This window comes from Dyadobacter sp. HNCC25DJ185 (assembly GCF_056895195.1).
The window spans coordinates 253,386-273,763 of the sequence record NZ_JBXHAR010000002.1; the positions used below are offsets into that span (position 1 = coordinate 253,386).

At 45.2% G+C, this 20,378-nt stretch carries 17 protein-coding genes; 5 read left to right on the plus strand and 12 right to left on the minus strand.

The window, feature by feature from the left end; all coding sequences use genetic code 11:
- Nucleotides 1–61: 61 nt before the first annotated feature.
- Nucleotides 62–418: a hypothetical protein gene (locus tag AC1XUF_RS06420; protein ID WP_483340845.1), complete on the plus strand. Its 357-nt coding sequence runs from the start codon at nt 62–64 to the stop codon at nt 416–418.
- A gap of 133 nt (nt 419–551) precedes the next feature.
- On the opposite strand, the gene AC1XUF_RS06425 is transcribed toward AC1XUF_RS06420, so the two are convergent.
- Nucleotides 552–995 carry a hypothetical protein gene (locus AC1XUF_RS06425; protein WP_483340846.1) on the minus strand — a complete coding sequence of 148 codons (444 nt, stop codon included), beginning with the start codon at nt 993–995 and terminating at the stop codon, nt 552–554.
- 52 nt (nt 996–1,047) lie between these two features.
- Complete coding sequence (locus tag AC1XUF_RS06430) at nt 1,048–1,500, minus strand: hypothetical protein (RefSeq protein WP_483340847.1); 453 nt, start codon at nt 1,498–1,500, stop codon at nt 1,048–1,050.
- A 94-nt stretch (nt 1,501–1,594) separates the two neighbouring features.
- On the opposite strand from AC1XUF_RS06430, the gene AC1XUF_RS06435 reads away from it, so the two are divergent.
- The 3 genes from AC1XUF_RS06435 to AC1XUF_RS06445 all read left to right on the plus strand — a co-directional run bounded on the left by AC1XUF_RS06435 (nt 1,595) and on the right by AC1XUF_RS06445 (nt 5,477).
- Complete coding sequence (locus tag AC1XUF_RS06435; protein WP_483340848.1) at nt 1,595–2,314, plus strand: CPBP family intramembrane glutamic endopeptidase; 720 nt, start codon at nt 1,595–1,597, stop codon at nt 2,312–2,314.
- A 292-nt stretch (nt 2,315–2,606) separates the two neighbouring features.
- Nucleotides 2,607–3,206, plus strand: a complete 600-nt coding sequence (locus tag AC1XUF_RS06440; RefSeq protein WP_483340849.1) for a DUF6436 domain-containing protein — start codon at nt 2,607–2,609, stop codon at nt 3,204–3,206.
- Nucleotides 3,207–3,221: 15 nt separating this feature from the next.
- Entirely contained in the window at nt 3,222–5,477 is a 2,256-nt protein-coding gene (locus AC1XUF_RS06445; RefSeq protein WP_483340850.1) for a response regulator, read from the plus strand.
- A gap of 61 nt (nt 5,478–5,538) precedes the next feature.
- Here AC1XUF_RS06445 and AC1XUF_RS06450 read toward each other — a convergent pair whose 3' ends face one another.
- On the minus strand, nt 5,539–6,414 hold the full coding sequence (locus tag AC1XUF_RS06450) for an SDR family oxidoreductase (RefSeq protein ID WP_483340851.1): 876 nt from the start codon (nt 6,412–6,414) through the stop codon (nt 5,539–5,541).
- 95 nt (nt 6,415–6,509) lie between these two features.
- On the opposite strand from AC1XUF_RS06450, the gene AC1XUF_RS06455 reads away from it, so the two are divergent.
- Entirely contained in the window at nt 6,510–7,355 is an 846-nt protein-coding gene (locus tag AC1XUF_RS06455) for an AraC family transcriptional regulator (RefSeq protein WP_483340852.1), read from the plus strand.
- Here the strand turns inward: AC1XUF_RS06455 and AC1XUF_RS06460 are convergent.
- The 9 genes from AC1XUF_RS06460 to AC1XUF_RS06500 all read right to left on the minus strand — a co-directional run bounded on the left by AC1XUF_RS06460 (nt 7,348) and on the right by AC1XUF_RS06500 (nt 20,362).
- A complete protein-coding gene (locus tag AC1XUF_RS06460) occupies nt 7,348–9,087 on the minus strand; it encodes a serine hydrolase (protein WP_483340853.1) in 1,740 nt (579 codons plus the stop codon). The two genes, AC1XUF_RS06455 and AC1XUF_RS06460, sit on opposite strands and share 8 nt — an antisense overlap.
- 85 nt (nt 9,088–9,172) lie before the next feature.
- Nucleotides 9,173–9,910 carry an ImuA family protein gene (locus tag AC1XUF_RS06465; RefSeq protein ID WP_483340854.1) on the minus strand — a complete coding sequence of 246 codons (738 nt, stop codon included), beginning with the start codon at nt 9,908–9,910 and terminating at the stop codon, nt 9,173–9,175.
- A gap of 139 nt (nt 9,911–10,049) precedes the next feature.
- A complete protein-coding gene (locus AC1XUF_RS06470) occupies nt 10,050–12,323 on the minus strand; it encodes an FG-GAP-like repeat-containing protein (RefSeq protein ID WP_483340855.1) in 2,274 nt (757 codons plus the stop codon).
- Nucleotides 12,324–12,413: 90 nt separating this feature from the next.
- Nucleotides 12,414–12,953 carry a hypothetical protein gene (locus AC1XUF_RS06475; protein ID WP_483340856.1) on the minus strand — a complete coding sequence of 180 codons (540 nt, stop codon included), beginning with the start codon at nt 12,951–12,953 and terminating at the stop codon, nt 12,414–12,416.
- Between the two features lie 90 nt (nt 12,954–13,043).
- On the minus strand, nt 13,044–13,949 hold the full coding sequence (locus tag AC1XUF_RS06480) for a prohibitin family protein (RefSeq protein ID WP_483340857.1): 906 nt from the start codon (nt 13,947–13,949) through the stop codon (nt 13,044–13,046).
- 125 nt (nt 13,950–14,074) lie between these two features.
- Nucleotides 14,075–15,094 carry a DUF6807 domain-containing protein gene (locus tag AC1XUF_RS06485; protein ID WP_483341282.1) on the minus strand — a complete coding sequence of 340 codons (1,020 nt, stop codon included), beginning with the start codon at nt 15,092–15,094 and terminating at the stop codon, nt 14,075–14,077.
- A 69-nt stretch (nt 15,095–15,163) separates the two neighbouring features.
- Complete coding sequence (locus tag AC1XUF_RS06490; RefSeq protein ID WP_483340858.1) at nt 15,164–16,504, minus strand: Gfo/Idh/MocA family protein; 1,341 nt, start codon at nt 16,502–16,504, stop codon at nt 15,164–15,166.
- Nucleotides 16,505–16,628: 124 nt separating this feature from the next.
- Nucleotides 16,629–17,999 carry a 3-keto-disaccharide hydrolase gene (locus AC1XUF_RS06495; RefSeq protein ID WP_483340859.1) on the minus strand — a complete coding sequence of 457 codons (1,371 nt, stop codon included), beginning with the start codon at nt 17,997–17,999 and terminating at the stop codon, nt 16,629–16,631.
- Nucleotides 18,000–18,682: 683 nt separating this feature from the next.
- Entirely contained in the window at nt 18,683–20,362 is a 1,680-nt protein-coding gene (locus AC1XUF_RS06500) for a RagB/SusD family nutrient uptake outer membrane protein (RefSeq protein ID WP_483340860.1), read from the minus strand.
- Between the last annotated feature and the right edge of the window lie 16 nt (nt 20,363–20,378).

Sequence of the window (20,378 nt, forward strand, 5' to 3'; positions counted from 1 at the left end):
TATCCCACGGATAGCAAACAAAGATACTTTTGTTTCATTATATCACAGTCAAAAATCTACAATGACAATTAGAACCAAACGTATCGCAGCCACCGTGCTACTAGGCATTCCTGCACTTGTCCTGATGATAGGCGGCATCCTGAAAGTAACAGACAAGGAACCTGAATCGGTCATGCAATTCCTCACCAAAGCGGGATTTGGCCATTACATAATTCCACTTGGTATCAGCGAACTGGCCATTGCGGGCTTACTTATTTTGTCCAAAACACACAAAATAGGTTTTCTCCTGGCCAGCAGTTACTTTGGCGGTTCTTTAAGCCTGGAATTATCTGGTGGGCAGCTGCCTGTCTCGGTCGTCTTCCTCACCGTACTTTGGGCTGGGATGTTTCTGAAAAACAAGGAGTTGTTTTTTGAATAGAGAATACCTCTTTGAGAATCAGCGAGGAATAACAGCTTTGAAAATGATACAATCTCGAAACATTTAAAACAAACAAAGCCCAGAGAGATCTGAGCTTTGTTTAGCAAAAATTAACCATTCGCGACGCATCTTATCATGGGCGAAAGATAGGGAACAATGTTCTCCATTTTTTCCGGGACGGCCTCGGTACCAGCTCGCTCAGGTAATTAAAGTCTGAGACAAAAGAGCCGTCTCTTGATAGAAGTGATTTTCTGATCTTCTCTCGGTCCCATGTTTTTACGAATTCCAGCAGAGGTTTTTTACTTCCGACAGTATCGTCAAGTTCCGGACAAAGCTTTGCTATTTTCGCAATTTTGTCGGCAATTGAAATACTCTTTTTTTCATAGTAAACCAAGTTTTCTGCCTCACTGTGGCTGAGATAATAGAAATTATCCTGATCCAGTATATTGTCGATTGAATTCAAATACCCTCCAATCCGACGATATGCTGAAAGATAATTCTTATCATAGGTCCGAATAAAAAAGATTACTAATACGATTAAAAAGGTTGATCCGAACCCTGCTGCTAGTATATTCATCCTAGAAAATGATTGCATCCCGGTCCGAAATCTAACTTTACTATCCGCATGGTTATTGTTCTGTGTCTTTAAAAAAGTCATGTCTTATAGCCCCAAAGACAATTTTCCCGTTGGTCAATCTCACGTAAGCCCTGTAAAAGACTTCTAATTGCAGCTGATTACTATTAAAAACAAAGCTTTTGAATCTTGAGCCTGTGGTGGCTGGCATATCAAATTTCAATTCAGAATCATTTTCATTGACGTTCTGATTAATCACAGCGCCATTCGCGTTGGAGCTGAAAAATATGCCGTAATCAGCGATACCAACATTACCTAAACTAATCATATCCAGACCAAACGCTACGCTTTTAGTAGTACCGGATGCAGTTAAGGTGGTAACCACCGGTAAGACTTCCACAGGAGGTACAACATGGTCCTTCATGGAACAGCCCCATAAAATCGGGATCAATAAAAATGCTTTAAACCTGAGGTTCAATACTGACATAAAAGTAGCTCGTGTCATCATTATTTTTGTAGTTAAATTATTACTGCTGCAATTATCACAGTTTATCCCTTAAGTTGACTGGCCTCTCTTCATCCCAGTTACCCTTCGGCTAAATATGAATTATCCATCGGTTAAACGGTGTGTACCTCAGGGTAATCTCAAAGACAGGAAAGCTTTGTTGGTGGCTGGTGAGCATTATGGCAAGGTTTCTTTGCAAATAACTACCAACCTGCCTATATTCAAAAATGAATGCGAACAAAACCTGCCCCGCAAAATGAACTCTGAAATGAAGTCCGCCTTGCTGCGTGTTGTCCCATTCCTAATCATACCTGTCGTTCTTTTTGTCCGTATCCGACAAGGGAGAATTAACCCGGATGAGATCTTTTTAAACCGGCCTGTTTCCAATGCGCGCTTTTTAATATGGGTAGCAGTATTTCTGGCTTACATACTGCTCACTGAATTTGCACTGAACAAACTGGGGCTCCTTGAAATTAACCGTTGGGACCATCCGCTGACATCTTCGATCATCAGGATTTTGGGAGCTGTGATTTTGGCGCCAGTGGTTGAAGAGCTTATTTTCAGGGGGCTAATGCTGTATGCACTGACCCGAAAGCTTAGTAAGCATTTATCCATATTCATACAGGCGTTCTTCTTTGTACTCCTGCACAGTTTCGCCTACGAAAACACATTATCGTCCAACATCGGCATTGTTCAAAGTTTTTTTGACGCCTGCTTGTACGGTTACGCCAAGTACCATACGAAGTCCCTTTATACCTCCATGGCCATGCATGCTACTGGTAACCTGGTGGCAACTTTGGAACGGTTTATGATTTAGCTGCAAACACATTCGTAGAATTCGTGTATTCGTGCCTGCCTTCATTCCCGCTTCCGCGCGAAAAGACAGTCTGGTAGTTAGGAAATACAGTTCCGCTTATCGGAAATTTCTAAACTTATCAAAATATAATTATACAGGGATCGGCTGAATGACAAGCCGTATTGGACAGACAGGACTCATTCGTAAAAAATCACGCATCCATCGCCAAAAAATAGCCTTGATACATAATTTTTAGAGTAAATTTGATAGCAATATAAAATAGTATTACAGGATTCTCATTGAATAACCCCTCATGATAAAAACAAGCTTGGTCATTGCTTGGCTTACGCTCTTGCTGTCTTTCATAGGAGTGTTGTTTTGGCATAATGAATGGAAATACAAGCTCCCCACGCCAGTCCCCGAAAATTACATTCCCGTTCCGACAGGCTCAAAAATTGATCTGGGCAGAGTCATTCAACTTGTTGATAAAAAGCCGGTTTTTCTGCATTTCTACAATCCGGAGTGCCCTTGCTCAAAGTTCAACAAGAATCATTTCCAATCGCTCGTAAGGTCTTACGGCAAAGTAATTCAGTTTGTGGTAGTAGTATTATCAGATAAAGTTTATTCTGTCGAAAAAATCCAGGATAAAATAGGTCTGAGAATTCCTGTTGTCTTTGATCAATCCATTGCTACCCGTTGCGGCGTATATTCTACGCCGCAGGCTGCATTGATCGACAACAACCAGAAACTCTATTACCGTGGTAATTACAACGCCAGCCGATATTGCTCTGATGAAAAAACGGCATATGCAAAAATTGCCCTGGACCGGCTACTGAAAAGTCAGTCGCTGCCCGTTCTGAGTGTACAAGCACTTACATCTTACGGCTGTACCATGCCGGTTTGCAAAAATTAACCCTCTAAATTAAGTATGAATCGAAGGAATGCTTTGCCGAAAATCCCCATCGGCAAATTTCAATCAGGGATCAAGGAAAGGTCCGACCATCTGATGAACTTCTTTTTACCAGGCTACTTTTTGATAGGCCTGGTTTTAGCCGTTTTCTACGACACCTGGTTTATCGCTATTGGCGTTGGCGGTATTCTGCTGGTGGCGTACTACTCCACCAAACTTGCATTGCCAGAATCGGACCTTTACCAATATGTACTGAGTACAGTACTGGGCATTTACATGGCCCAGTTTATTTATCAGATGCATGGTTTGTTCGAGATGCATTTCTTCGCATTCATTGGCAGTGCAGTACTCATTACCTTTCAGAAATGGAAACTCCAGATCCCGATGCTGATCGTTGTATTGCTTCATCACGCCACCTTCGGATACCTCCAGAATTCCGGTCTTTCCAAAATTTACTTTACCACACTGGATTATTTCGATCTTCTGACTTTCACCATTCATATTTTGCTTGCGGCCGCCATCTTTTTTATATGCGGATTATGGGCCTATATGCTGGATAAATACTATGAACTGCAAATCAATCAGGCTACGCAAATGGCGGATCTGCAAAAAGAAGTGCAACTTTCACTGGCAAGGAAGCAAAATGAGGAAGCTCAGAGAAGGGTAAACGGGAGGCTTCGCGCAGCCAATGCCGAGCTGATCAAAGCACGACAGGATGCAGACAAGGCCAATCAGGCAAAGAGCGTTTTTCTGGCTACCATGAGCCATGAGATCAGGACCCCCATGAACGGCGTAATCGGAATGGCGGCGCTTTTACAGGAAACACAGCTTACCGAAGAACAGCGGATGTTTACGGAGACGATCGCCACCTGCGGAGACACGCTGATCAATGTAATCAACGACATTCTTGATTTTTCAAAGATCGAATCGGGAAGCCTCGAGCTTGAAAATGAGGACTTCAATCTACGTCAGAACATTGAGGATGTACTGGATATCTTTGGCAGCAAAGCGGCAAAAATAGGCCTGGATCTTGTGTATCAGATTGAAGAAGACGTACCGGCCCAAATCGTTGGCGACTCTTTAAGATTGCGGCAGATATTAATCAATTTGGTCGGCAATGCCATGAAATTCACCGAACGGGGAGAAGTGTGCGTGTATGTTACCCGGGAACAGCCAGCAGCAGACGATAAACTGAAATTGCGTTTTGACATCCGGGATACTGGGATCGGGATCTCCGAAGACAAAATGAACCGGCTTTTTAAAGCGTTTTCCCAGGTCGATTCTTCCACTACCCGCAAGTATGGCGGTTCAGGCTTGGGCCTGGCCATATCCGAAAAACTGGTGAACCTGATGGGGGGCGAAATCAGCGTCACCAGCGAGGTCGATCATGGCTCGACATTTTCTTTTACATTAAAAACCAGCAGAAGCACCAAAATCCTGCCGACTTACGTGGACCAGGATATGGACGAACATCGGGGAAAGAAAATCCTGCTCGTAGATGATAATGCCACCAACCTGGCAATTCTGAAGCGCCAGATGGAAAACTGGAAATTACAGCCAGTGCTGGCGTCTTCAGGCGCAGAAGCAATGGAAATATTATTCGGCGATCACGAAATAGACCTGGTGATTACCGACATGCAAATGCCCGAAATGGACGGTATTGCCCTGGCGGGGAACATCCGGCGCTATTCGCCTGAAATGCCAATCATCCTGCTCAGCTCTATTGGTGAGGAGCTAAAAGACCAGTACCGGCCACTTTTTGCATCTATTCTTACCAAGCCGATACGACAGCATGTGCTGAACAATCACGTGATGACTGCCTTACAGCGCAAATTACTCACAAGGACAGATGTAGCTTCCAATAAGCTTTCTACCGATTTTTCAGAAAATTATCCGTTCCAGCTTCTTGTAGCTGAAGATAATCAGATCAACCAGCATGTGATTGTCCGTATACTGCAAAAACTGGGTTATGAGCCTGATGTTGCCAAAGACGGACAGGAAGCACTCGAAGCAGCAAACCTGAAAAAATACGGGCTAATCTTTATGGATATGCAAATGCCAGTCATGGACGGTCTGGAAGCAACCCGACTTATACGCAAAACGGTTGTTGACCAGCCTATAATCATCGCCCTTACAGCCAATGCAATGGAAGGCACCCAACAGGAATGCATGGATGCGGGCATGAACGACTACATTAGCAAACCCATTAAGCTAGACGAACTGATGTCCATGATCAGGAAATGGCACCAGATCACTGAATACGCAAACAGATAATCTAATTAAAATGCTTCAGAGCCTTCCTGTCTGGCTTTGAAGCATTTTATTTGGTCAGGGATTATCTAAACAATGCTGCATAGTCGGCGGCAAAAGTATCGAAAGTTCTGGGCTGGGAACCGGTTATATCCCACAACCCACCAGTCATTTCGGCCGCCTCCCCTCTTTTGTAATGTGCGTAATCCTCAACAAGACCTTCTGCCTGCCATTCAGGAAAACCGACTTTCAGAAGCATATCGTGAAGTACTTCCGAAGGGATATCCACAAATTGAATTTTCTTGCCCGTTGCCCGGGATAACTTTTCGGCCAGTTCATCATGACTTAATGCTTCGGGTCCCGTCAGATCGTAAGTTTTGTTTTCATGCTTTGGGTCCGCCAGTGCTTCCCCTGCGGCGGCGGCTATATCACGGGTATCGATTATACTGACTTTAGCATCGCTGATTGCTCCGAAAAACTGGCCCTGAAAACGTATTGTATCCCTGAAACCGAGCAGGCCTTGCATGAAAAGGTTAGGGCGGAGAAAAGTAAATTTCATCCCCGATTCCCGAATTTTCTGTTCAACCACCGCATGATACCGCAAAAACCGGACGGGTGAATGTTCATCTGCGGCCCATTGCGATAATTTCACGATATGCCTCACCCCTGATTCGATTGCAGCATCTACAAACCTTAGCTGCTGCTCTTCTGCTTTCTCCGATGAATTGGTAAGAAGAAAAGCTTTTTCAATTCCAGTCAGGGCATCTGCAAGGGAGCTATGGTCATTGAAATCTCCTTGAACCACCATGCCGCCTAAAGTCTCTATATCGGCTTTGCTTTCCAGAGAGCGCATCATTGCCTTGAAAGGTATTTCTTTTGCAGATAGATATTTGATTAACTCTTTTCCGATATTGCCGGTAGCTCCCGTGATGAGGATTTTGGGCGATTTCAAATCTGACATTTGGCTGATTGTTTAAATGTTCAACTTATTTTTCATCAAAACTAGGTCCAGCCCAGGAGTAAAAATTGTAAGAAAACGAAAGCAAAAACTGACTTATGGATCTGATTGGGAGACATATAGATATAACCGGCCCGCTCAGTGACGTGATCAAGCATATCTACTGCATCCGCACTGATGACGATTTTACGAAAATGGACCAGCACCTGTCACCGAGTTTGGAAATGATGCTGATATTCAATTTCGGCCCGTCATTGAGATTGTCATTTGGAGATCAGGATTATGGAAACATGTCCATTGGGAAACTTGGGCTGATTGGTCCGCTCAAGAAAATGTTAAATTATGAAGTGCTGCCACAAACCAATCTGATCACGGTTGTTTTTAACCCTGACGGATTTTATCGTCTGTTCCAAATCCCGGCGGATGAAGTGCAGGACAACAGGGTATATCATCCGGACGAGCTATTACATATGACCGGATTTGGTGATTTATGGGAAATTTTAAGAGGTTTACAGACCCTGGAAGACAGGATCGCGGTGCTGATCGAACATGGGAATATTTATTTCCAGGATGCAAATGAACAAACAGTTCCCTTGCTGGAAGGAATACAAAGTTCAAATGGGATGTTTACAGGATCTTCTAAAGCAATAGCAATCGAGACAGACCTTTCGGAGCGCACGATTCAGATGCGATTCAAAAAATATATAGGCTTCTCAACCAAGGAGTTGTCCAGGTTCCTGCGTTTCAAGCAGGTTATTCATTTTATTCAGGAACAGGAAAAAGAAATCGATTGGCTATCGGTCGTCGACCAGTTTGGCTATCACGACCAAAGCCATCTGATCAAAGATTTTAAACATTATCTTTCCACGACACCTAAAAAATTCATCAGGGATTTTCTGGATAAAGAATTCTGCGTCAGCCGTCCGGCAAAAACGATCATTTAGTACCGACAGGAATTGCTCCGGCAGCGAAATCATCCGGCAGCTTTTTGAAACGCAAATTCATTACCCGCCCGTTGGACATTTTTAATCCGGTAATGTTTCCGGAAGTATCCCTTACTATATCAATACTTTGGACAAACCACCACGGCGCACGCAATTTATCATTGCTTACTACCTTTAAATCCACTTCTCCATGATGTACGTGCCGCAGTTTGAGGATGTCGTCTTTGAGTGCAATGGTGTAAAGCGTTTCGAGTTCGGGACTGTAATAAGTGCCCACGAACTGCCCCTTCGGAATTGGTTTTTCCGATTTTGGTTCCACACGCGTTGCAGGATGGTCGCCGTTTTGTTTCAGGGTAAGCCGGGTTACTTTGCCTTCTTTGGATTTATGAAAAACAACCGACGCTTCCACCACTTTCAGAAAAAACGTAGAGTCGGAGGAAGGGAATATTTCAGCCCACGGCTGGCCGGTACCCTGTGTCATATATTTATCCCCTTCTTTTTTAAAAGTCAGGACAAAATCCGGAGCTTCTGTCAAGGCATATGACCCGATGTAATTTTTGAAAAGGGTTGAGTCGAATTTAAACTCACCAGCAGATGCATTGCCTGGCTTTGCAGCAAGTTTATCTTCTTTAAAAAGCTTGGACATGTACAGGTCCGCAACTTCAAAACTCTTCTTCGCCGCATCAAATTCTGCCTGATTGCTCAACACAATAAAACCATAATCCTCCTTTGGAAAATAAGCTATATTGGACCGGAAACCGGCATCGGCGCCGCCATGTCCGTAATAATCAAGGCCCTTGTATTTTCCGTACATCAGGCCCAGAGCATAGGATAACGTGTCGCCTTTGGTTAACCTCCCCTTTTCAAGCATTTGTTTCATCGTAGCCTGAGTACCCACCTGGGGAGAACGGAAATTGTCGATCCATAACGCCATGTCATTGACGGTCGTGAACAAGCTGGTAGCGCCTACATTGCCATAACTAAGAATGCTTTTATTGAACATTGTCGGCCCCAATGCGCCGGGCGTTTTATGAAATGAGTAAGCCCGACCCTTCACGATCTTCTCCTGATCGTCGTAAAACAGGGTATTTTTCATTCCCAGCGGTTTGAAAACATTGCGTTCCATCCAATAAGTAAAAGGTTGCTTGGTAACCCGGCTGACGATCTCGGCCAGGAGCGTATAACCCGTATTACAATACATATATGCTGAGCCCGGCTCGAAATTCAGCTCTCTTTGTCGTGTGATAAGGTTGAAAACATGTTGTTTGGTGATCACATCATCCAATTGCCAGCCTGCCATGGCCAGTAAATTCCATTGATCTCGCAAGCCGCTCGTATGGTTAGCCAGATTTCTGATGGTGATGGGTTTTCCAAAATCATACAATTCGGGAATGTATTTGCGGATATCATCGTCCAGCGATAGCTTGCCCTGCTCGGCCAACAAAACAATCGCATAGTCCGTAAACTGCTTGGATACCGACGCCACGTGAAATATGGTCTCAGGACTAATTTTTGCCCCTGTTTCCAGGTCGGCCTCTCCAAAGCCTTTGGCATAGATGAGCTTCCCCCCATGAACCACCCCCACCGCCGCCCCAGGCATCCCGGGTTTGTTCCATTCCTTGAAGATCGAATCGATTTTGGCCGCAGGCACTGCTGTTTGTGCATTACAGGAGGAGAAGCTTTGCAGCAGGATCAGGGCAAAAAGAAGTACAGGCAGAGTTGTTTTCATCATGGAAAGGTAAAAGGAATGTTGAATCTTGAAAATACGAATATATAGAAATTCAATCCGAAAATTTGTGATGACCGGAAGCGTGAAATCATCCCGCCTGAAGCAATTTCTTTTCCTCTACCACCATCATAGGTTTCCTGACATGCTGAAATGCCCCACCCGACCATTCCAATTCCCATTCGCCCGGCTCGCCGTTTCGTACTTTCAATAATTGCACATTCCATCGCGGGTATCCAACACCAGGCATTCCTGGTTCCAGCTCACTGGGTACAGACCTAATTTTCCAGCGGGAAACGCAAGCTAGTGTATTGGCATTCCTGGGATTATATCGGTGTAAAAAACCAGTGACCCTGCTTTGCTCCACCGCAAGCTGCAATCGCCTCGATTCCGTCAGGGTAATTTCCTTTATTTCGCCAACCACCGCTGTCAATGCATCGCATTTCAATGCCTCCTCTATTGCCCAAAGTAAATCCTGCTCTTTTTTCAGATCAAGGAAAATAACCTGGTCGGGCTCTATTCCGAAAAATTTCAGTGCCGGTGGAAACACGGCGCGGTTTGTACTGATCCAAAGACATGTACCGCGCTGCTGCATTACTTGCCCGAGTAAGGCAGCCATGAAACCGGTTGTTGCGGCGGCATCCTCCTGCGCTAAACTTAAAAATTCGTGAACTGCGCCTATTGGAAACACGCCATTTGGAAATGCCTTTTCAATCTCTCCCAGCCCAAAACGTTTATGCTGACCATCGGAAGGCACTTTAAATCCCTGCAAAGAAAGGATTTCTCTTTGCAGCTTTTCCGCAACATCGCTTTTGGCCGATTGTTTCATTGAGGTATTGATGAATTGTCATTTAAAGTAACAATTTTCTGATCTCAAAAATAACAACCGGCCCGTTAAATTGTTTGCTTTTTTAAAACATCATTGGACTATTGCAGGGTACTTCCTATTCATACCAACTGAAAGTACATTAAATAGACGCTTTGGCCACGGGAAGACAAACCGGTATCCCTTGGTGCATCTTGTCATTAAAAGTCAGCTTTTTACGTGCCAGCTTTTCAATCTTATCGCTGCCTTCCCGGATTTTGATAAACTGGTTTGGAACTACATTTTTGATCCTTTGTACCAATCCGCTACCATGCCATCTGATTTCGATTTCATCGATGATGGATGCCTGTCCCAGTCCGATCTCTTTCTTGAAAGGCGCCGATCCAAAGCTTCCCCCGGAATTTACATCCCTGTAAACGCTTCTGCTGACACCATTTTCTCTCAATGTAATTTTAATTCGCGAGCCCACGGCAGCCACATTTGCCTTGGTACCTTCCAGGTTGACAGATATCCAATTGTTTTTCCCCTGGCCCGGGTTCATAAAGAAAGAACTCGGGTAAGCATCGCCGGTATACGCCCCGCCCATATCGATGTAAATATCCTGGTCGCCATCGTTGTCCAAATCTGCAAAAGCAACGCCATGGCCTTTCTGGAGGCTGCCAACCTGGGCAGATGTGGTTACATCCGCGAACATTTTACCGCCCATATTTTTAAACATTTTGTTGGGAACCAGTGATTTATAGCTTGGATTACCAGTTCCTACGAAAATATCGAGATACCCATCATTATCGATGTCACCAAAGCTGCCACCCATTGCAAATGCCGTTTTATCCAAACCAATCTCTTTAGTGACATTTTTGAAAGTACCATCCTGATTGTTATGGTAAAGCACAGGCTGCCCATGGAATTCCGGAGCGACGCCCAACTGCTCTGCCGCGGCATAGTAGCTCAGGTTATGCTGCATCGAATAATCCCCCGCGAGGATATCCAGCCAGCCATCGTTATCATAATCCCAGAACCAGGTCGTGAAACTACGGTTTTGATCAAAAAGCAACCCGGCTTGCTGGGTTACATCTTCAAAATTCAGCCCTTTGGCGGCATTCGCTTTTGATCCGCTTAAACCTTTATTCCTTAACAAAAAACTGCGGCCGCTCATGGTCGAAAGAAAGATATCCTTCCAGCCATCATTGTCAAAATCTCCCGAGGTGACCCCCTTAACAAATGCTGCAACATCACTTCCTGCAATTTTAGCTACTTCGGTAAAAGTCCCGTTCTGATTATTCAGGTAAAGTTCGCAAGGATGGAAGTTGTCACCGATACTGGTTTCATTACCAATAAAAACATCCAGCCAGCCGTCGTTGTTGAAATCGTTCCAGGTGGCAGTTTGCGTGGGATGAAAAGATAGTAACCCTGCATCGATCGTCACGTCCGTAAACGTCCCGTTCTTATTGTTCCTCAAAAGCGAATTGGGCTGCTCCCCGTAAATCCCGTTCAACCATGCACCGCGCAAAACGAAGATATCCTTGAACCCATCGTTGTTGTAATCGGTTTGCATGATCTGCAATCCTCCTGTAAACTTATCCAAGCCCGATTTCTCCGATAAATCTGAAAAGGTACCATCTCCGTTGTTTTTAAAATAATGCATGGCTTCGCCCAGGTCCCAGCTCGACATTGCCAGATCCAGAAAGCCGTCGTTATCGAAATCTTCTGTGATCACACCTCCGGCCATATTCTTTACGTCCATGCCCATTGCTGGCGCAATATCCTGGAACGGTTCGACTGTAACTTCGCCCGGCTCGTCCAAATGCGGTATCAGCATTTTTTTCGGAACACTTTCAGGGTATTTACCCAAAGTCATATAAGCAATGTTCAGTAGCCAGCGTGCCTCCAGGTCATCAGGATTTGCAGTCAGCATTCGCTTATAAATCTCAACAGACCCTCTGGAGCCTTTTGTATCCTGATGAACGCCACCATTTTTGATTGGCAGGATACAGGCATCTACCGAATGGTTCATGGTACAGTTGGTTTGCTCGCCCAGCCTGAGATAAGCCAGTGCCATATCGTCTTTGACTTTGAGCATGATCCCGGGAACGCGTGCTGAAATCGGATCACGTTCCAGTTTTTTCAGGATCTGAAGCGCTTCTTCCGATTTTCCAAGCTGTAAAAGGGTATTGGCCTTAAAATGGTTCATTCTGAAGATCTGCCCGGATTCCGTCTCTGGCAATGTTCTGATAAAAGAATCAAGATAAACCAGTTGCGCATCGGGGCTGAAACCATTTTGGTAATGGTACACTTTGGCTTTTGTTTCCTGCAATAGCAAGAGCATTTTCTCCTCAGATGTGGGTTTTGTGCAAAAGCTGATCGCCAACGCACCCACCAGAATGAGTGTTACAGATAGTATAATATTTCTTTTCATTTCAATGTATGGATCTGAAGTTTTGATAAACAGGATACATGCACAGAACCCGCTGACATCGTGACAGCGGGTGCATGTAAAAAAAACATTTCAGATTGTCGCCTGAGGCGGCGGGGAGTGGAGCTCAGAAATTCCGCCTTGCAAAGCACAGCGAAGGGCAGGGAATCCGATTTTTGGAGTGATGCCCTCGAAATCCTTTTTGCATTCAAATGCGGCAACGGGAATGGGCAAATATACTTTCAGTAAGTCATTCAGCATTTTGATGGTACGGCTCACCGGATTGGTCGCTTCTTTATCCGTATTCACTTCCTGCATCATGTCCGACAACTCCGAAAAACGTTGCCATGCAGAAGCATTCACCTGTAGTGTCGTGTAGAGCGTATCATGCTGATATACCTGATGGATAATATTATAAAGCTGATCATCAATACGGTAAAGACCTTCCTGCGTGCCGGTATTTTCCAGTACCGGTTCGGTGGGGGCGTAAGTTTTAACCACAAGTATCTCACTCTGATCGGTCACTTCGGGGGCTACTTCATATTGCGTTTCAAGACAAAGCACGGCCACTGACAGCCCCAGCATATTGTAGAGCAACAGTAGAAGAAGGACGATACCAGCAGCGGTTTTCATCAGGATGTTTGAAATCCCTTAAAACTACAATTAATGAACGGATAAGTAAAATTCAGGTTGATAATTTAGTCAAAAATGACACAACACTTCCTACTTTTCATTCAAAATCAAAGGAACATTTCCCTTCCCACCCATTACCACAATCTTTGCATTAGGAGAAGCAGCCAGTTCCTTTTGCGCTTTAATGCTTTCGTATTGCAGCTGACGGTCCGTGAGACTTAATGCGATGATTGTCTGATAATCGGCAATACCTCTTGCTTCAACACGCTTGCGCTCCGCTTCCTGTCTTTCTTTTTGCAATACAAATTCCATCTTCTGCGCATCCTGCTCGGCATTGATCTTCGATTCAATAGTCTTCTTCACTGATTCCGGCAGATTGATATTCCGGATCAGAAGTTGTTCCAGGACTAGTCCCCGACTTTTGAAATCCTTGTCGATCGTCTGGTAGATCCGGTTCTGGAATTCGTCCCTCCGCTTGGAATACAGCGCTACCGCATCATAGTAAACGGCATTGTCGCGGATCCGCGTCCGGGTAATGGGACGAACGATTTTGTCTTTGTAATCACTGCCAATCCCCTTGTAAATGCTCGGCGCTTTTTCCGGCATGATCTTGTACAAAACCGTCAGGTCAATTACAACCTCAAGACCGTCTGCCGAAAGCACCCTGATCGCGTCGTCACCTTCTAGCTCGCCTTCCTTTGTGGATGCAGACATGGTGTAATTCTGCGTTTTTGTGTCAAAAATTGCTACATCTACCAATGGGTTTACAAAATTGAGCCCGTTTTCCAATACTTGGGGACTCACTTTCCCAAATAACGACTGGACACCAATGGTACCGGCGTCGATCTGACGAATCGACGACGAAAGAATGCCAAGAATCACCACGGCAACACCAGCCGTTTTCAAAATGGGTGCATACCGCGAAATAGGGAGTGATGATTTACTAACCGCAAAACCAGCAAAGGCTATCAGAATTCCGATTGTCGCAAAAAACATGGGTTCATTGGGCTAAAATTTGAATTATCATATCAAGTATGATAAGCATTTATCATCCTGATCATACTTGATAAACAAAAAGCCCCGAAGTTTCCGGGGCTTTTTGTCCAAATTCGTTGTTGATTCTACTGCGTCTTACCATAGGCTGCTGCCATGTCATTCAAGGTTGCATCTTTCAAATGCTCGGAAGCGATTACCAGGCGATAACGGAAAGTTGTAGATTCTCCCTTTTTCAATTTGAAGTTAAGGGTTTCCTTTCCGTCACTCAATGCTTTCATTCCCAACGGGTTTACCGCAAATAACCCATAACCTCTTGCATGCCAGTAAGCAGGGTATCCTACATTTTTAGGGTGGTCAATTATCGCCACACTGATATTTTCGTCCTTAATCTTGCCTGTCAGATTACACCAGACCGCACGTTTACCCCAAACAGCTTCTCCTTCAATACCGTTGCTATTGCGGTAATTGCCTGTAATACCTTCATTGTTCATGACAGGCACCTTCGTCGCAATTCCGCTCGCATCCGTGAAAATTTCGGGCTTATTAGAAGGAAGTTCAAGCTCCCTGGCCACACGAATTGCGAACATGCCATCCTTCACATCAGGCATTGCTACCTCGTCCAGGACCGCAGTCAAAGTTGTTGAGCGGTCAATGATACGGGTATCGCCTTTTCCGCTAAAAACATAGGTCGTTGTTTCCTTCAAGGTCAGGGTACCGTTTTTATCTACCCAATCCGCCGTCACTTTCAGTTCCCCTTTGTCTTTTCCGCTTTTCATGGAAGTGATGCCTGTGTGGATGATCGTTCCGTAGGCCCTTTTCGCATGGTCAACGGCGTCCGAGTTGTTCCAGTAATCGTTACCGTTAACATCCTCATAATTAAGCCATATACCTACGTGATGGGGGTGATCCACACGCTCTCCCGGCCTCGGGTCCAGCGGCCAGCCCCGGGTAATGATCGTTCCTTTTGCGGTTTGAACTGGATAAAGGACTGCCTTTTTAAGCACCTTTTCGCCTGGATAGAAATAAGACGTAAAAGGTTTTCCATCGATTTTGACCTCTACCTTTTTCTCCTTTTCGTTGTTGACCAAGTCCACTTTTTGGGCATTTACCAGACCTGCCCATGTCGCAAAGCAAAGAGTAGCCAGGGTGATACCTGTGTTTTTTGAATTCACTTTGACCAGTTATTTAAATTGATTAATACGAAAACCTGTAAACTAGCTCAACACGATCTCCTTCTTCTTGTGGTCCCAAGTCACCCTTTTTCCGGTATGTAGCGCTTTGGTAGCCATGATATTAGCAACAGAGTGATTGAAGCCCACCCGTGCTGGCGCATTGGATTCTTTCCGGCTGCGGATACATTCCATCCAGTTTCGCATATGCAGCGAGGTCATCGGATCGGCCCCAGTATTGGCATCGGTCGCTATTTTATCACCTGTTTTCAGTGACATTTCCGGCAGAAGATTCGCTTCCATTCCCATCGATTTGGCATCTTTGGCTTGCAAACCGCCTTCGGAGCTAATCTTATTGGTATCCAGATTGATCATTCCCCCATTGGAGTAATAATATTCTTTTACACCGCCGGCCTCATTGTTGAAACGGGAAGAGTAGATTACCTGAAAACCTTTGCTCTTATCGTCAAAGGGACCATATTCAAACGCTGCGCTGAATGTATCCACATTTGTACGACCATCCTTCCAGGTATAAATGCCCCCATTGGCAACCACGTTTCTTGGTGCTTCCAAACCCGAGAACCAGTGTACGGTATCGATCTGGTGGGCCATCCATTGGCCCGGGATACCGGAAGAATAAGGATAGAACAAACGGAATTCAAGATAGTAACGTGGGTTCCATTCTACTTTGGGGCGGTTCATCAGGAAGCGGTCCCAATCCGTATCTTCCTTCCTGATCTGGGACACCAGCTCTTTACGTCTCCACCTGCCCGGCTGGTTTACATTCCAGGTCATTTCAACCGTGGTAATATCACCGAACTTACCCGACTTAATGTATTCATAAGCAGCCCAGTAGTTAGGAGCGCTCCTTCGTTGGGAACCTACCTGAACAATTTGTTTGGAGGCTTCTACTGCTTTCAGTGCGATTTTTGCATCTTCCAGTGTTTCGGCAAAAGGTTTTTCGACATATACATCCCGGCCCGATTTCACGGCCTCGGCACAATGCAAGGCATGTTGAAAATCTGCAGTACTGATGATCACTGCGTCCACATCCTTCCGCGCAAGCAATTCTTCATTGTTACGGGCCTTTACAAACTCGTTGGAAGCATACGGCTTGCCTTTCATAAAGGCCTCCGCCTCGTCGCGACGACGGTTCCAGAGATCCGAAATACCCATAAACTCGAAATTCAATTCTTTGGCGTGATCGGAAAAGCTGGGTGCCAGAGAGCTGCGAAAACGGTCCGAAAACCCAATAATGCCAACCCTTACCCGGTCATTGGCACCCAGTATCCGCCGGTAGCTGGAAGCACTGAATGCACTGGTCCCGACAGCAATCCCGGCAGATGCCAGTGTTGTATTTTTTATAAATTCCCTTCTACTGCTCATGATATGCTTTTATTATGAAAGTTAATTTTTCTACTGTTTTTTTAGAGATCCCGTCGGCAACCAGTTGAAAATAATGTCCGCACGATTATCTACTGTATTTTTCCCTGTTTTTTCAGCTTGCCTGTCAATTGGTTTCCCGAACTTTTAAACTCCTGAAGGATACATTGTCGCCGTGATCTTGCAGGAGCAGGTTCCCTTGCTGCGACATACCAAAGCCTTCGAAGCCTTTGAATTTAGAGGCTGCTACAAATTCTTTAAACTGAGGTGAACCGCGGACATATTCAAGCACTTTGTAACCATTCAGGAAATGCTGGACGGTACCATCCTTTTTCACAACGATTCTCCCCTGGTTCCATTCACCGATCTTTTTCACCGAATTTTTAGGGCTGTCGGCCGGGATGACGTCATAAAACGATGCAATGGTACGATTCCCATTTTTTCCAAGTTTGGCGTCCGGGTGTCGCTCGTCGTCCAGGACCTGGTATTCACACCCGATGCCCGACTTCCCGTTTGCATTGAATTTCTGGTCCACGAAATACTTGACGCCGCTGTTCGCCCCTTCCGTCAGTTTAAACTCAAATTCAAATTCAAAAGCTGGGCCGTACAGTTTTCGGGTCACGATATCATTGCCTGTTTCCGAGCCGTCCGATTTTGAAATAACAATAGTACCATCGTCATGCGACCAGCGCTTTGACGGGAAATCCGTTCCGCCATAAGATCTCCATTGATCCACAGACTTACCGTCGAACAAAAGCGACCAGCCCTGCTCCTTTTCTGAATGGTCAAGCGTGTTGGGGATCAGGTTAACAATGGCAATGTTGGCTGGCGCACTTGGCTTCAGGTTAGAAGTTTTAATCCGAATGTTTTTCCAGCTAACTTGTGTTCCTTCGAGGTCTTTGTTGTTCCCAATAGAATGTACCTGCAGACAAATAAACCCGCTTGGCGTCAGATCATCGATCACGTGTGCGACTGGTACCCCGTTCAGAAAGGTTCGGATCGAAGTTCCGATGGCTTCTATGCGGTACTTATTCCATGCTTCTTTCTTAAAAGCCTTTTTCGCATCAGGGTTCAGGTCGAGCGGATAAAGCCAGCCCCGGCGTGCCTCATCATAAATTCCCGCAGAATAGGCGCGGTCGCTCGGGTCAATTTCAATCTGGTAGCCATGCACACGGCCATTTTGATATGCTGGTGTGGATAGGCTCCTGATCTGTATTCCCGAATTAAGCTTGTTGTCGACTTTTACATCGCATTCCAATATAAAATCACCATAATTCTTCTCCGTGGTAAGAAATGAATTGGGAGTGTCCGTTACAGAAGTACCTACAATGGTGCCATCTTTCACTTCATATTTTGCCTGCCCGTTAAGCTGCTTCCAGCCGGTGAGGTCTTTGCCATTGAACAAATCCTGCCAGCCGTCTTTCGACTTTTGTGCGTAAACCTGGCACAAGGTTACCATCATAAGAAAGCTCGCGAGCGATAATCTGTATTTTTTCATTTTATAAAACTGAATGTGTTTGCGTCCATTATATTCCATAACGAAGTATTGATGTTAATACCCTTACAAATGCGGTTAAGGCTAGCGATTAAATCGGATACTTCAGATTCTCCGCGATGTATTTTTATAAATAACCGTGCAAATCTGCTCTGATTTCTCGGGATCGGGCACATTGTCCAGCTAGATGCCGCCCAGCCTTTGAACTGGATCTTGCCCAGGGATTTATCCCGGCGATGGGTAAGGTCCATATGAATGATGTGGTTTAAAAATGATATTTTCCAATTCCTTGCATATTGGGGCGACTTAAAGTAGAAAAGCCCCTTGCGCGGGGCTTTTCTACTTACCAGGGGCATCTTTATTTCAGAATTTTGATCAAAGGCGCAACAATCATTTTATATCCCAATAGCCGTTGTTGTCATTGCTGTTCCCTTTGTATTTCACTGAATTGCAGGCGATGAAAGGATCCGTGCATATGACCGGAACTGATCAGGTACTGGTACCGCAACGGATTTCCACCCTTTGCGATCGCAATTGCCATACCTTAATCGTGGGAAAATCAGCACCCGCTTTCCCATAAAAAACACGGGTTAAGGTAACCTGTGCCTTCCGCTGTATCAGGAAGTCTCGATCACCCTAACCCGTGAACTAAGCTAAAGATGTATTTAGTTTGCCGATTTCAGCTTTTAATATCCTGGATTCTGAGGGAAGGTCGATCCTCCGTCAGCTGCTTTTTCAGAGCGGTCTATCTGGGTCTGGGGTATGGGACGAAGCAAGTGCGTATCTTTGATGTTAGCCGCCGCGTCAGTGTTATATTTCTTAGCCCTTTCAACCAGATTTCCCCACCGTTTAAGGTCCAGCCACCTGGTTTGCTCACCCATTAATTCACGTCCCCTTTCTTCCATGAGAAACTCAAAAGTCATATCGGCTTCTTTGATTTCCATGGCGGCTTCCTTCCCTGGGAAAGCAGCGCGACGGCGAACCATGTTGATGTTCTTCGTGGCATCAGCCACTTTTTTCTGCATCAACTGAGCTTCTGCCAACATGAGGTAGGTGTCCGCCAAACGGAAGGCCAAATAATCACGGCTTCCGGCCTCATAAGTCTTATCCGGACGAAGCGGGTCCATAAATTTGACAAGTGTAGGAAACAATGAGAGACTGTACAAACTGGGCACCAATACCTGATAAGGCTTTGCCGCGCGCTGCTCAAGGGTCCATTCCACTCCGGGAATATATATCGTCGTGTCTCCGGTTTTAAAAGTCACCGATTTCTTTGAATTATCGAATACGTTGGTGAATGTTCCTCCGGCTGTATTGCAAAGCCAGGTATCCCTGAACGTCTTTTTGTAGCGCGAATCATTCACACGATCTTTGAAGACAGTTTCCAATGCATAGGGAGTTGGTCTGAGGCGTTTGAAAGGCCGTCCATAGGCAATATCACGCTGCATACCCGCCTGCACATCGTATTGCATTCCGAACAAAAGGTGCAGGTTATTTCCAGAACCGTTCGTCAGCGCGTCGGATGTATATTGTACAGAAAAAACGACCTCGTCATTGATTTCGCCCGCGCCTTGCGAGAACACACTCGCGAAATCGGGAAGCAGCTTGAATCCGTAATTGTTGACCACATTCTGTGCATAGGTTTCAGCCTTGGCATAATCGTCAGCCGCCTTCGAAGAAGAAGTAGCTTTGGCAAGGTAAACTTTGGCTAGTAAATGCTCGGCTGCCGCCTTGGTAGCACGGCCATAGTCTGCAGACTTTGCCTTATTTTCAAGACCTGGCAAAGCAGCTTCCAGATCTGCAATAATGGCCTTATACATTTCATCGCTTGATGCCCTGGCAGTCTTTTTAGTCGGCAACAAAGTTTCGGTCAATCGCAAATCTACGCCGCCGAACTGCTGGAACAGGATAAAGTAATAATGGGCACGCAAAAATTTTATTTCCGCAATACGCTGTGTTTTAATCGCATCAGTAACGCCAGTAATATTTGGAGCCCTGTCGATCAATGCGTTACAGGTATTAATCCCTTTATAGAGTTCGTCCCAAACCTCCTGAATGATCGTTACGGTACCGATCAGTTGGGAATCATAGAAATGGAAACCCTTGTAGCTTCCGTCAGCACCAGCCGAGTAAAGGTCTGTTCCATATTCTGTCATGGATAAGCCTCTCTCCGTTCCGTAGAAACTTCTAAGGGAAGAATAGGCGGCATTAACCGTAGAGTTGAAGCCGGCAGTTGTATTCAAGTAGTCATCCCCGATACTGGAAATTACTTTCTCATCCAATACGTCCTTGCAGGATTGCCCTGCCAATAGCATACCCGCCAGGCAGAGTACTGTGAATGACTTTTTAAATCCTATATGTCTCATTTTGATCTAATTTAAT